This window comes from Microbacterium azadirachtae, from assembly GCF_000956505.1.
GTDB lineage: Bacteria > Actinomycetota > Actinomycetes > Actinomycetales > Microbacteriaceae > Microbacterium > Microbacterium azadirachtae_A.
Map to the genome: position 1 here is coordinate 38,904 of NZ_JYIX01000034.1, position 13,637 is coordinate 52,540.

Consider the following 13,637-nt stretch of genomic DNA (forward strand, 5'->3'; position numbering starts at 1 on the left):
AGGCATCGGGCGGCCGGATCCGCACCGTCGTCGCCGCCGCCGTCGAGGAGGGAGCAGCACCGATGATCCAGGCGATCGATCGCGCCGCGAAGGTGCTCGAACTGCTGCAGGGATCCCGCCATCTCGGCATCACCGACCTGGCGACCGCGCTGCAGCTACCGCCGTCGACCGTGCACGGGATCGTGTCGTCCCTGCGCGAGCACGGCCTCGTCGCGAAGGAGCGCGGCGGACAGCGGTACATGCTCGGCCCCACGCTGCTGAAGCTCAGCAGCGTCTACCTCGACTCCCTCGACGTGCGGGCGCGATCGATGCGCTGGACGCAGGAGCTCGCGCGGCGCACCGGGATGGCCGTGCGGCTCGGCGCCCCGCATTTCGCCGAGGTGCTGGTGATCCATCACGCGCTGCGGCCCGACGACAGCCCGCAGATGCTGGAGACGGGAGCGGCGCTGCCGGCGCATGCCTCGGCCATGGGCAAGGTGCTGCTCGCGCACGACCTCGGCTTCCAGCGCGCGGTGTTCGCGGATCCGCTGACGAGCCTCACGGGTGACACCGTCACGGATCCCGCGGTGCTCGCGGCGGCCCTGCCCGCGATCGCCGAGCACGGCTACGCGACCGAGGTCGACGAGGCGGTGCTCGGGGAGTCGTCGCTCGCCTCGCCTGTCGCGGATGCCCGCGGCGACATCGTCGCGGCGGTCGCCGTGGTGTACCCCACGGCAGACGGCCCCGCGTCCGACGCCGTGCTGCACGCGCTCCGCGATACTGCACGCAACATCTCGCGCGAGCTCGGCGCCTCGGCCTGGCCCCCGCGCATCGCTCCCCCCGACGACTGACCCCTCGCGCGCAACCGCCCCCCGCGGCAAAGTCGCCCTCGCGGCGCAGCCGCCCCCGCGGCAAAGTCGCCCCCGCGGCGCAGTCGCCCTCGCGGCAAAGTCGCCCTCGCGGCAAAGTCGCCCTCGCGGCGCAGTCGCCCCGCGGCACCATCCGCGAGACTGCATCTGGGCGACGAGACAGCGGGTGCGAAGCGCATTCTCGTCGCGGAGTTGCAGTCTCGCGGTCAATGGGCCCCGCGGGAGCACCCTCCGCAACAGAGTCGTCCCCGTGAGCGCACGCTATGGGGTGCGCTCACGGGGACGACTCGGAAGATAGTAGAGGGAGGGGGTCAGGCGGTGGGGGGCAGACCCAGGTCCTCCTCGCGGACCGTGCCCTTGGCCGACCACGGGAAGTCGATCCAGCGATCGGTGTCCTTCCACGCGTAGTCGGGCTGGATGATCGTGGTGGGCTTCGTGTAGATCGTGACCGAGCGCACGGCGGCGCCCTTCTCGCGCAGCAGCTCCACGGCGAGCGCGAGGGTGCGCCCGGAGTCCGCCACGTCGTCGACGAGCAGCACGCGACGGCCGTTCAGGTAGTCCATGTCGAGGGCGGGCGGGATCACCTCGGGGGCGTCCAGCACCGTGCCGATGCCCGTGTAGAACTCGACGTTGATCGCGCCGCAGTTCTTCGCGCCGAGGCCGTACGCGATGGCGCCGGCCGGCAGCAGCCCGCCGCGGGCGATCGCGACGACCACCTCGGTCTCGAAGCCCGATTCGAGGATGTCGCGGGCCAGATCCCGCATCGCCTCGCCGAAACCATCCCAGGTGAGCACTTCGCGCTCGATCACCGCATCCGTCATGGACCCATTCTGCCGTGCGGATCCCCTTCCGGGGTACGCGGATCCCTCACCGGACTCCTCTCAGTTCCGGCCGAAGTCCTCGAAGATCAGGGTGGTGCGGGTCGAGCGCACCGCGGAGATCGCCTGGATGTCCTCGAGCACGATCCGGCGGAGGTCCCGCGCATCGCTGGCTCTCACCAGCAGGATCACGTCGAAGTCCCCGCCCACGAGCGCCATGTGCTCGACCTCGGGGATCCGCTGCAGCTGCTCCTGCACCTCCTGCCAGGCCGGCTGCTCGAGCGCGAGCATCACGTAGGCCGACGCGTGGTGGCCGAGCAGCACCGGATCCGTGCGCACGGTGTAACCGGTGATGACCCCGGCATCGGTCAGCCTCTTGATGCGGGCATGAGCGCCCGCGCGCGAGATGTGCACGGTCTCCGCGATCGCCGTCATCGACACGCGCGCGTCGCGGCGCAGTTCGTCGAGGATCGCCAGGTCGATGTCATCCAGCTCCGCCATGCGTGCGCCTTCCCGCTCGTGATTCATTGACACTCTGCATCATTCTGGCGTGGTTGCTCTGCAATCGTCCAGATTCGCCGGGATCCTGTTGGACGACTGCATTTCCGGACGCACACTGGAGGCATCACGTTCGGCAAGGAAGGCGGACCCGATGCAGCACACCATGCCTGCCACGAGCCACGCGCACGACGCGGATCCCCGCGATCTGCTCCCCCGCGTTGAGCCGGTGCGGCTCATCGACGAGACCGGATCCGCCCGCGTCGACGACGGCTACCCGATGCCCGAGGACGAGCTCCTCGGACGCGCCTATCGCGGCCTCATCGAGGGGCGCCGGATCAACGACCAGGCGAACGCCCTGGTCCGGCAGGGGCGCCTCGCCGTCTACCCCTCCTCACACGGCCAGGAGGCCTGCCAGATCGCGGCATCGCTCGTGCTCGGCGCGCAGGACTGGCTGTTCCCGACGTACCGCGACTCGGTCTCCGTGATCGCCCGGGGCGTCTCCCCCGCCGACGCCATGGTGCTGCTGAAGGGCGACTGGCACTCCGGCTACGACCCGCACGAGCACCACGTGGCCCCGCAGACCACGCCGCTCGCGACGCAGCTGCTGCACGCGGTCGGCTTCGCGCAGGCCGCGAAGCACCGCGGCGAGGACACGGTCGTGCTCGCGATGTGCGGCGACGGGTCCACGAGCGAGGGAGACTTCCACGAGGCGCTGAACTTCGCCGCCGTGTTCCACCTGCCCGTCGTCTTCTTCGTGCAGAACAACGAGTTCGCGATCTCGGTGCCGCTCTCGCGGCAGACCGCCGCCCCCTCCCTCGCGCACAAGGCGATCGGCTACGGCATGCCGGGCCAGCGCGTGGACGGCAACGACGTGGCGGCGCTCCTCGCGGTGCTCGGCGAGGCCGTGGACCGCGCGCGGGCCGGAGGAGGCCCGACCCTCGTCGAGGCGCACACCTATCGGATGCAGGCGCACACGAACGCCGACGACGACACGCGCTACCGCGAGCGCGCCGAGGTGCAGGCCTGGGCCGAGAAGGACCCGCTGACGCGCCTGCGCGCGCATCTCACCGCCCGCGGTCTGCTCGACGAGGCCCGCGAGCAGGAGCTCGCGGAGGGCGCCGAGACGATCGCCGCCGCGCTCCGCGATGCTCTCAACGCCGACACCGACCTCGATCCGGAAGACCTGTTCCGATTCGTGCGCAGCACCAGGTCGCCGCAGCTGCAGGAGCAGTGGCACCAGCTGCGCGACGAGCTGGCGCGCTCCGGATCCGCCCACGAAGCATCCGCTCCCGGAGGAGGCATCCGATGACCATCGCCCACGAGGACGTCCGTGTGGACGCCGCGCACCCCGAGGACCGGACCGCGTCGACCGTGCAGACCATGACGATGGCGGCGGCCCTCAACCGCGCCCTCGCCGACGCGATCGAGGCCGACTCCGACGTCATCGTCTTCGGCGAGGACGTCGGCGCCCTCGGCGGAGTGTTCCGCATCACCGACGGCCTCACCGAGCGCTATGGCGAGGACCGCTGCTTCGACACGCCGCTCGCCGAGTCCGGCATCGTCGGCACCGCGGTCGGCATGGCCATGAACGGCATGCGTCCCGTGATCGAGATGCAGTTCGACGCGTTCGCGCTGCCCGCTTTCGAGCAGGTCGTCAGCCACGTCGCCAAGCTCGGCAACCGCACCCGTGGCGCCCTGCCGATGCCGATGGTGATCCGCATCCCCACGGGCGGCGGCATCGGCGGCGTCGAGCATCACTGCGACTCCTCCGAGGCCTACTACGCGCACACACCGGGTCTGACCGTGGTGTGCCCGTCCACCCCGCAGGACGCGTACTCGCTGCTGCGCGCCGCGATCGCGTCGCCGGATCCGGTGATCTTCCTCGAGCCGAAGAAGCTGTACTGGACGAAGGGCGAGGTCGACACGTCGATCGTCGGCGAGATCGGATCCGCCCGCGTCGCCCGCGAGGGCACCGACGTGACGCTCATCTCCTACGGCTCCTCGGTGGCGACGTGCCTCGAGGCCGCCGGGATCGCGGCCGCCGAGGGACGCAGCGTGCAGGTCATCGACGTGCGCACCCTCACCCCGATCGACGACGCCACGATCACCGCCGCGGTGCGCTCGACCGGCCGCGCCGTGGTCGTCGCGGAGGCGCCGGGCTACGCGAGCGTGGCCAGCGAGATCCAGTCCAGGGTGTTCGAGCGCTGCTTCGAGTTCCTCGAGGCGCCCGTGCGCAAGGTCACCGGCTTCGACACCCCGTTCGCCCCGCCGAAGTTCGAGCACTGGTACCTGCCCGACGCCGACCGCGTGCTCGACGCGATCGACACGCTGCACTGGCTCGACGAGCACGGAGAAGAAGCATGACCACCGCGACGACGAAGGTCTTCCGCCTGCCCGACCTCGGCGAGGGCCTCACCGAGGCCGGTCTCGTGCAGTGGCTGGTGCAGGTCGGCGACACCATCCGCACCGACCAGCCCATCGCCGAGGTCGAGACCGCGAAGAGCGTCGTCGAGCTGCCGTCGCCGTTCGCGGGCGTGGTCCTGGCGCTGCACGGCGAGCCCGGCGAGACGATCGATGTGGGCGCCCCGGTGCTCGAGGTCGCGGATCCCGATGCTGTCGCGGCTCCGGCGGATCCGGCTGCTCCCGCCGCCGAAGCCGCGACGGGCGGCGACGTCGAGAAGGACGCCTATCGCGCCGAGGAGCGTGCGGGATCCGGCTCCGGCAACGTGCTGATCGGCTACGGCACGACCGAACGCGCCGGATCGGGCCGCCGCCGCGCACGCCGCACGGCAGGTCACACCCTGGGGTCGTTGAGCGAGGACGCGGCGCCGCCGCGACCGAGACGAAACACCGCACCCGAGGAGCCCCCCGCATCGACGTCCCCATCCCCGGACCGGTTCCTGAGCGAGCGCAGCGAGACGAAGGACGGCCCGGTCGCGGTGCGTTCCCCGCTCGTCCGCCGGCTCGCGCGGGATCTCGGTGTCGACGTGCGTCGGATCAGCCCCACCGGATCCGACGGCGCCGTCACCCGCGCCGATGTGCTGCGCGCGGCCGTCGACCAGGCGGTGGACGGGATGTCGCTGCACGCGCTCGCCTCCCCGGGAGGTGCTCCCGCGGCAGCGCCCGGGACTGCGGAGAGCGCCGGGGGAACCGTCGACGGCCTTGCCGTCGCCTCCCGCGAGCGGATGTCGCCGCTGCGCAAGGCTGTGAGCGCCAAGCTCACCCGCAGCCGGTCCGAGATCCCCGAGGCCACGGTCTGGGTCGACGTCGACGTCACCGAGCTCTGGAACCTTCGCGCCGCCATGGCGCCGGAAGGCGGCAAGGCCCCCTCCGTCACGGCCCTCGTGGCGCGGTTCGTGCTGATCGCGCTCGCCGAGCACCCGCTCCTGGCCTCGCGGCTCAGCGACGACGCGACCGAGATCCTCTCGTTCGACGGCGTCAACCTCGGCGTCGCCGCCGACACCGAGCGCGGTCTCATGGTGCCGGTGATCCCGCGAGCGCACGAACTCAGCGTCGACGAGCTCGACGCCGCGCTGCGCGAACTCGCGACGACCGCCCGTGCCGGATCCATGCCGCCTGACCGGCTGCGCGGATCGACTTTCACGCTCAACAACTACGGCGGTCTGGGCGTCGACGGATCCGCCGCGATCATCAACCACCCCGACGTCGCGATCCTCGGCATCGGCCGGATGATCGAGCGCCCGTGGGTCGTCGACGGCGCGATCGTGGCCCGGCGCATCGCGCAGCTCTCGCTGGTCTTCGACCACCGCGTGTGCGACGGCGGCTACGCCGCCTCGTTCCTGCGCCGCGTCATGGAACTCCTGGAGCACCCCGCCCGCGCCTTCGGCCGGGTGCGCTGACCCCGGCGGGTGCGCTGACCCGCGCCCGCTGCCGCTCCCGCCCGGTTTGGGGCGCGCCTGCTCCGTTTGGGGCGCGTCCCGACGCCGAATCTCGCGGTGACGCGCCCCAAAACGCATGAACGCGCCCCGAAACCGGGTGGTGAACGTGCCGGGAGCAGCGTCCGGATCCGGAGCATCATCCGGATCCGGAGCAGCAACCGAATCCGGAGCATCATCCGGATTCAGAGCATCATTCGGATTCAGAGCATCATCCGGATCCGGATCCGGATCCGGATCCAGGGATACGACCCTTCGATCTCCGTCTCGATTCCTCCGGTCCGGCCCCCAGACCCCGAAACTCACGTTTTGGGGCGCAATCATCCCGTTTGGGGCGCGTCTCCTCACGAAATCCCGGTGTGACGCGCCCCAAAACGCGCTGGTGCGCCCCAAACCGGAGGGCAAGCCTCAAGACGATCCGGAGGATGAACCGTCGGCGCGGCCTTCAGCCCCGCAGCGCGAGCACGAACGGCAGGATGTCGGTCGCACCCGCACGGCGGAGGAGGCGGGCGGCGACGGTGAGCGTCCACCGGCTGTCGGCCATATCGTCCACGAGGAGCACGGGACCTGCGGGGACGTCGATGCCGTCTGCGCTGAGGCGGTCCCAGACGCCTGCCAGACGAAAGACGCTGTTGCCACCAGGGCCACCCGTCGGCCCGCCATCCGCGAGACCGAGCGCGCCGAGATACGGCAGCCGGCCGATGCTCGCGAGCCCTTGCGCCAGCGACTCGACGAGCTGGGGTCTCGATCGCGACGGCATCGCGATGACCGCGGCCGGGCGCTCCGCCCAGCCCCAATCGGCCAGCACCCGCACACAGGCGGCCAGCACCGACGGGGATACCGGCCCGTCGACGGCGCCGGCCGCGAACAGCTCCCGCATCGTGCCGCCCCAGCCCAGGTCGGTGAGCCGTGCGAGTGCGCGCCCCTCACCTGCCTGCTCCGCCGCGTCGATGCGCCCCCTCACCGGCACTCCGAGGCGGTCCGCCCCGGTCGGCCAGGCGCGACGCGGCTCGATCGGCACGCCGACCCTGTCGAGCGACGTCGTGGCTGCGGCCGCCGCAGCGGATCCGACCTCCGTCGGGAACCAGACGCCCGCGCAGTTGTCGCACCGCCCGCAGGGCACAGCGGTCGCGTCATCGAGAGTGCGCTGCAGGAACTCCATGCGGCACCCGCCGGTCTGCTCGTACTCGACCATGTGCTGCTGCTCGGCGAGGCGCTCCGCCGCGATCCGGCCGTAGCGCTCGGCGTCGTAGCTCCACGGCTCCCCCGTGGCGATCCACCCGCCCTGCACCCGCCGCACCGCGCCGTCCACGTCGAGCACCTTCAGCAGCAGCTCGAGCGGCGTGCGCCGGATGTCGACGATCGCCTCGAGCGCCGGCGTCGAGACGGGCTGATCCCCGAGCGCCGCGATCACGCGCTCGGCGCGCTCCCGGTCCGGCATCGACGCGGTCGCGAAATAGTGCCAGATGTCGCGGTCCTCCGCACCGGGCAGCAGCAGCACGTCGGCGCTCTCGCTCGCGCGCCCCGCGCGACCCACCTGCTGGTAGTACGCGACGGGTGATGAGGGGGCGCCAAGGTGCAGGACGAAGCCCAGATCCGGTTTGTCGAAGCCCATCCCGAGTGCGCTCGTCGCGACCAGCGCCTTCACCGCGTTGCGCTTCAGCATGCTCTCGGATTCGGCGCGCTCATCAGGATCCGTCTGGCCCGTGTAGGCGCGGACCTCGTGCCCGCGTTCGCGCAGCAGCCGTGCCGTGTCGACCGCGGCGGCCACCGTCAGCGTGTAGATGATGCCGGATCCCGGAAGGTCGTCGAGGTGGCTGAGCAGCCAGGCGAGCCGGCTCGTCGCATCCGGCAGGCGCAGAACCCCCAGCCGCAGCGACGACCTCGCGAGCGGTCCGCGGATCGTGAGCACCTCGGATCCGGATCCGGAGGGCTCACCCTCGGTGTGCGCGCCACTCGTGCCGAGCTGCTCCGCGACGTCGGCCACCACCCGGCTGTTCGCCGTCGCGGTGGTCGCCAGCACCGGCACGTCGGACGGCATCTGCGCGATCAGGTCGCGCAGCCGCCGGTAGTCGGGGCGGAAGTCGTGCCCCCAATCGCTGATGCAGTGCGCCTCGTCGACCACGAGCATGCCGATCCGGCGCACGAGGGCGGGCAGCTGCTGCTCGCGGAACGCGGGATTGTTGAGCCGCTCGGGCGAGACCAGCAGCACGTCGACCTCGTCGCGGTCGAGCTGCTCGAGCACATCGGCCCATTCGTGCGCGTTGGTCGAGTTGATCGCGACCGCTCGCACCCCGGCCCGCTCGGCGGCGCCGATCTGGTCGCGCATGAGGGCCAGCAGCGGCGACACCAGCACGGTCGGTCCTGCGCCGGCCCGACGCAGGAGCAGAGTCGCGACGAAGTACACGGCGGACTTGCCCCATCCGGTCCGCTGCACGACGAGCGCCCTGCGGCGGTCGGCCACCAGCGCCTCGACCGCCTCGAACTGCCCGTCGTGGAACACCGCATCGGGGCGGCCCACGAGCGCGCGCAGCGCTTCGAGCGCCTGATCCCTGATTCCGGCGGTGCCTGCGTTCGACGTCATGCCTCCACCCTGCCCTCTCCCGCGGACATCGCCGCACCGATGCGGTCACGGGAATAGTCTCGGACGATGACCAGGAGCGCGGAGTGATCGCCCGCGAGCTCGCGCTCGCCCTGCGTGACGCGGGCCTCGCCTGGCACCCGGCCGAGGGCGACCGCTTCCAGCTCGACCTCCCGGACGAGGTGGAGCTGGAGGCCGAGGCCGACACCTACACGGTCAGCACGATGACGATCGAGGCGCGGCAGACCCCGACCGGCACGATCCTCGCGTTCAACGGCACCACCGAGTGGGCGCTCGACGCGGTGACGCTGGCCGATGCCGTCTGGCTTCCCCGCGAGGATCAGCTCCGCGACCTCCTGCGCGGCACGTTCCGCCGCCTCGTGCGGCTCGACGACGCCTTCCGCGTCGAGATCGAGATCGCGGGCGAGCGCATGGGCTTCGAGCACCCGGACCCGTCCGAGGCCTATGGGCGCGCGCTGCTCGCGCTCGTCCGGCGCTCACGCTGAGACGGCACCGACAGCGTCCTGGATCCGCGATGTCGGAAGCCGGTGCGACAATGCCGTCATGAGGCTCAGCGCGCTCGTCACCGCGACCGGAGAGGCCGCCGCCACCTCGTCTCGCCTGGCGAAGATCGAGGTGCTGGCGCGACTGCTCCAGAGCGCGGATCCCGAAGAGCTCGCGCCGCTCGTCGGCCTGCTCCTCGCCTCGCCGCGACAGGGCAGGCTCGGCGTCGGATGGCGCGGGATCACCGCGGTCGAGGCGACGCCCGCCGAGACGTCCTCCCTGACCGTCGCCGACGTCGACCGCGCACTCGACGACCTGGCCGCGGTGGCGGGATCCGGATCCGCCGCGGCGCGCTCCGCCCTCCTCGCGGAACTGGCCGCCCGTGCCACGGCGGAGGAATGGGACTTCCTCGTGCGCGCGATGCTCGGCGAGCTGCGCACCGGCGCGCTCGCGGGCGTGCTGCTCGACGCGATCGCCCGCGCCGCCGACCGCCCCTCCGCCACCGTCCGGCGGGCGGCGATGCTCTCCGGCGATCTCGGCGCGACCGCGATCATCGCCCTCACCGGCACCGCGGAGGACCTGGATGCCGTGGGGCTCGCCGTGGGGCGCCCCGTGCTGCCGATGCTCGCGGCGAGCGCCACGACCCCGAGCGCCGCTTTGGAGATCACCGGCGAGGCCTCGGTGGAGTACAAGCTCGACGGCGCGCGCATCCAGGTGCACCGCCACGGCGACGATGTCCGGATCTTCACGCGCAGCCTCGCGGACGTCACGCACCGGCTCCCCGAGATCGTCGAGATCGTGCGCGCGCTGCCCGCCCGCGACCTCATCCTCGACGGCGAGACCCTCTCGCTCGACGAGGACGGCGGGCCTCGCCCGTTCCAGCAGACCATGTCGCGATTCGGCGCCGATGCCTCGCGCGAGCTCGTGCTGCGGCCCTGGTTCTTCGATCTGCTCCACGTCGACGGCCGCGACCTCCTCGACGAGCCGCTCTCGGAACGCCTCGCCGAGCTCGAGCGGGTGGCCGGCGCCTGGCGCATGCCCGGCATCGTCACCGCGGACGCCGAAACCGCCGAGCACCTCTCCCGGGAGGCGCTGGCCGCCGGGCACGAGGGCGTGGTGGTCAAGGCGATCGGATCCGCCTACGCAGCGGGGCGCCGCGGCAAGTCCTGGGTGAAGGTCAAGCCCGTGCTCACCTATGACCTCGTCGTATTGGGCGCGGAATGGGGATCCGGGCGCCGCCGCGGCTGGCTCTCGAACCTGCATCTCGGCGCGAGGGATCCGGTCGGCGAGTTCGGCGAACCGGGAGAGTTCGTCATGGTCGGCAAGACCTTCAAGGGCCTCACCGACGAGCTGCTGCGCTGGCAGACGGAGACCTTCCCCGGGTACGAGACGCGACGCACGGGCGCGGCCGTGTTCCTGCGCCCCGAGATCGTTGTCGAGATCGCGATCGACGGGGTGCAGCACTCTCCGCGCTACCCCGGCGGGATCGCGCTGCGCTTCGCTCGCGTCAAGCACTACCGCCCCGACAAGACGGCGGCCGATGCCGACACGATCCAGACCCTCCGCGCACTGCTCCGGGAGTGACCTGCCCCGGCGGCCCCGCTCCCTCTGAGAGCGATCCGCGCGCCCGTCCGGCGCTCGCTAGAATGAACGGGTCCGGCGCATGCGCGACCCGCTGCTGCGCCGGTGCTCGAAAAAGGGGCACGAAGCCCGCAGTGCGACGACGCGCTCCGGCGAGACACATACGGATCCTCGTTCCGTTGTCGTCTCGAAAGGCCGTTCAGCATGCCCACCGTCTCCGCGCACGTCGCCCTCACCCTCGCCCAGCACATCGACGCCGTCTTCGGCGTGATGGGCAACGGCAACGCCTACTTCCTCGACGCGATCGAGAAGCAGACCGACGCCACGTTCACCGCCGTCCGTCACGAGCAGGGGGCCGTGGTCGCCGCCGACGCGCACTTCCGCGCCTCGGGCCGCATCGCCGCCGCCACCAGCACCTACGGCGCCGGCTTCACCAACACGCTCACGGCCCTCGCCGAATCGGTGCAGGCGCGCATTCCGCTCGTGCTCGTCGTCGGCGACGAGCCCACGAGCGGCCCGCGCCCCTGGGACGTCGACCAGATCGCTCTCGCCTCGGGCGTCGGCGCCCGCACGTACACCGTGGGCCGCGCCGATGCGGCTGCCACCACGATCATCGCGATCGAGCACGCCCTCACCTACCGCGTGCCGGTCGTCCTGGCGATCCCCTACGACGTCGCCGCCCTCGAGGCGGGCGAGGTGGCCGCCGCCCCCGCCCCGCGTGTCCCGGCGCCGCTGGCCCCGAAGGGCGAGTTCGCCGAGGGGATGCTCGACCGGCTCGCCGCGGCCCTGCGTTCCGCGAAGCGCCCGTTCCTGCTCGCCGGCCGCGGTGCCTGGCTCGCCGGTGCAGGCGAGGCCCTGGGTGCCCTCGCCGATGCGACGGGCGCCCTCACCGCGTCCTCCGCGCTCGGCCGCGGGGTGTTCCCCGACCAGCGCTTCGACCTCGGCGTGACCGGCGGCTTCGGCGCTGAGGGTGCGATGGAGCTCATCCGCGAGGCCGACGTCGCCGTGGTGTTCGGCGCGTCGCTCAACCAGTTCACGATGCGGTTCGGCGCGCTGTTCGCCCCGGGCACGCAGGTCTTCCAGATCGATGTGGCCCCCGCGGCCACGCACGCGCACGTCGGCGGCTTCGTGCGCGCCGACGCCCGGCTCGCGGCCGAGGCGCTCGTGTCGCGGCTGCACGGGGTCGACGGATCCGGCTGGCGCGAGAGCGTCGACGTCGCCGCCGCCCGCGTCTACGAGGCCGGCGATGAGGCCGCACCCGACGGCCGGCTCGACCCGCGCTCCGCGGCGCGCCGCATCGCCGAGCTGCTCCCTGCGGATCGCGTCGTGGTCTCGGACGGCGGGCACTTCATCGGCTGGGCGAACATGTACTGGCCGGTCGCGTCGCCCGACCGGATGATGATGATCGGCACCGCGTTCCAGGCGATCGGTCAGGGCTGGCCGAGCGTCGTCGGCGCCACGCGCGCCCGCCCCGAGGCGACCGTGGTGCTCACCTCCGGCGACGGCGGCGGCCTCATGGCGATCGCCGACCTCGAGTCGGCCGTCCGCGCCGCCGGAGGCCGCGGCATGGCCGTGATCTGGAACGACGCCGCCTATGGCGCCGAGGTGAACCTGTACGGTCTCAAGGGCCTGGCCCGCGAGCCCATGCTCATCCCCCAGGTCGACTTCTCCGCGTTCGCCGCCGCCGTGGGCGCCGAGGGGGTTGCCGTGCGCACGCTCGCCGACCTCGACCGCCTCGCCTCCTGGAGCACAGAGGATCCGGCCGCCCGCCCGTTCCTCGTGCTCGATCTGCGGATCTCCGGCGACGTGGTCGCCCCGTACCAGGAGGAGATCATCCGGGTGAACTCCTGACGCGTCGGGCGATCCGGGCCGTCCTCGGATCGCCCGCTCGCCCTAGGCTCGGTCTCATGAGCGCCAGCCCCGAGATCCTCCGCTACGCCGCCTTCGCCGATGCGCCCGAGGGCGGCAACCCGGCCGGCATCGTCCTCGGCGCCGCCGCCCTGACCGATGCCGAGATGCTGCGGATCGCCGCGGATGTCGGATATCCGGAGACCGCGTTCCTGCTCTCCTCCGCGACCGTCGACGGCGTCCGGCGGCACCGGATCCGATATTGGTCGCCCGCCGCGGAGGTCCCGTTCTGCGGGCACGCGACCGTCGCCACCGCCGTGGTGCTCGCCGAGCGCGAGGGACCGGGCGCGATGGTCTTCGACACGCCCGTGGGTGAAGTCGCGATCGCGGCGACATCAGCGGCGGACGGGATCGAGGTCTCCTTCACGAGCGTCGAGCCGACCGTGCGCGCGCTGGATCCGCAGGTCCTCGGCCGAACCCTCGAGCTGCTCTCGCTGCGCACCGACGACCTGGATCCGGCCTACCCGCCGCGGGAGGCCTTCGCGGGCAACTGGCACCCCGTGCTGGTGCTGCGGGATCCGGAGATCTTCCACCAGTTCCGGTTCGCGCCGGAGCCCGTGGCCGAGCTCATGCTCGCGCAGGGCTGGACCGGCACGATCACCGTGCTGCACGCCCTATCGGAGCGCGAGTTCCTCGCCCGCAACATCTTCCCCGTCGCACGCATCACCGAGGACCCGGCGACCGGATCCGCCGCCGCCGCGACCGGCGCCTACCTGCGCGCGATCGGCCGCGTCCCCGAGGCCCGCATCGTGCGGATCCACCAGGGCGCGCATGTCGGCCGCCCGAGCCTGCTGACGGTCACGATCCCGGAGTCCGGCGGCATCGTCGTGACCGGCGGGGCGACGAGGATCCCGGGCTGAGTCCGCCCGGCCGAATTTCCGACCGTGTCCCACTTTTGGCTGGGTTTCGGCCTGTTTCACAGCCGAAAGTGGGACACCACCCCGCACAAAGTGGGACACGGTGGGCACCGCCCCTCCCCGGAGCGGGCGCAGGAATGGCC

Annotated in this window: 11 protein-coding genes; 8 read left to right on the plus strand and 3 right to left on the minus strand. The window is 72.1% G+C overall.

What is annotated here, in order from left to right:
• The first annotated feature begins 62 nt into the window (after nucleotides 1-62).
• Nucleotides 63-830, plus strand: a complete 768-nt coding sequence (locus tag RS86_RS09120; RefSeq protein WP_045271933.1) for an IclR family transcriptional regulator — start codon at nucleotides 63-65, stop codon at nucleotides 828-830.
• Between the two features lie 329 nt (nucleotides 831-1,159).
• Here the strand turns inward: RS86_RS09120 and RS86_RS09125 are convergent, their stop codons facing one another.
• Both RS86_RS09125 and RS86_RS09130 read right to left on the minus strand, forming a co-directional pair.
• Nucleotides 1,160-1,669 (minus strand): phosphoribosyltransferase, encoded by a 510-nt coding sequence (locus RS86_RS09125; RefSeq protein WP_045271934.1) that lies wholly within the window; start codon nucleotides 1,667-1,669, stop codon nucleotides 1,160-1,162.
• A gap of 60 nt (nucleotides 1,670-1,729) precedes the next feature.
• Nucleotides 1,730-2,167, minus strand: coding sequence for an Lrp/AsnC family transcriptional regulator (locus RS86_RS09130; RefSeq protein WP_181158196.1), 438 nt, complete (start codon nucleotides 2,165-2,167; stop codon nucleotides 1,730-1,732).
• Between the two features lie 151 nt (nucleotides 2,168-2,318).
• On the opposite strand from RS86_RS09130, the gene pdhA reads away from it, so the two are divergent.
• From pdhA to RS86_RS09145, 3 genes are read left to right on the plus strand one after another with little or no spacing between them, the layout of a single operon-like run.
• A complete protein-coding gene (pdhA, locus tag RS86_RS09135) occupies nucleotides 2,319-3,476 on the plus strand; it encodes a pyruvate dehydrogenase (acetyl-transferring) E1 component subunit alpha (RefSeq protein ID WP_082076704.1) in 1,158 nt (385 codons plus the stop codon).
• A complete protein-coding gene (locus RS86_RS09140) occupies nucleotides 3,473-4,531 on the plus strand; it encodes an alpha-ketoacid dehydrogenase subunit beta (protein WP_082076705.1) in 1,059 nt (352 codons plus the stop codon). Before pdhA ends, RS86_RS09140 begins: the two co-directional genes overlap by 4 nt.
• On the plus strand, nucleotides 4,528-6,027 hold the full coding sequence (locus tag RS86_RS09145) for a dihydrolipoamide acetyltransferase family protein (protein WP_045271935.1): 1,500 nt from the start codon (nucleotides 4,528-4,530) through the stop codon (nucleotides 6,025-6,027). The genes RS86_RS09140 and RS86_RS09145 overlap by 4 nt, the downstream gene beginning before the upstream one ends.
• Before the next feature lie 481 nt (nucleotides 6,028-6,508).
• Here RS86_RS09145 and RS86_RS09150 read toward each other — a convergent pair whose 3' ends face one another.
• On the minus strand, nucleotides 6,509-8,647 hold the full coding sequence (locus RS86_RS09150) for a RecQ family ATP-dependent DNA helicase (protein ID WP_045271936.1): 2,139 nt from the start codon (nucleotides 8,645-8,647) through the stop codon (nucleotides 6,509-6,511).
• An 83-nt stretch (nucleotides 8,648-8,730) separates the two neighbouring features.
• On the opposite strand from RS86_RS09150, the gene RS86_RS09155 reads away from it, so the two are divergent.
• From RS86_RS09155 to RS86_RS09170, 4 genes are all read left to right on the plus strand, one after another.
• Nucleotides 8,731-9,150, plus strand: coding sequence for a hypothetical protein (locus RS86_RS09155; RefSeq protein ID WP_045271937.1), 420 nt, complete (start codon nucleotides 8,731-8,733; stop codon nucleotides 9,148-9,150).
• Nucleotides 9,151-9,208: 58 nt separating this feature from the next.
• Nucleotides 9,209-10,732, plus strand: a complete 1,524-nt coding sequence (locus RS86_RS09160; protein ID WP_045271938.1) for an ATP-dependent DNA ligase — start codon at nucleotides 9,209-9,211, stop codon at nucleotides 10,730-10,732.
• 201 nt (nucleotides 10,733-10,933) lie between these two features.
• Nucleotides 10,934-12,580 (plus strand): thiamine pyrophosphate-binding protein, encoded by a 1,647-nt coding sequence (locus RS86_RS09165; protein WP_045271939.1) that lies wholly within the window; start codon nucleotides 10,934-10,936, stop codon nucleotides 12,578-12,580.
• A 56-nt stretch (nucleotides 12,581-12,636) separates the two neighbouring features.
• On the plus strand, nucleotides 12,637-13,497 hold the full coding sequence (locus tag RS86_RS09170) for a PhzF family phenazine biosynthesis protein (protein WP_045271940.1): 861 nt from the start codon (nucleotides 12,637-12,639) through the stop codon (nucleotides 13,495-13,497).
• The last annotated feature ends 140 nt before the right edge of the window (nucleotides 13,498-13,637 follow it).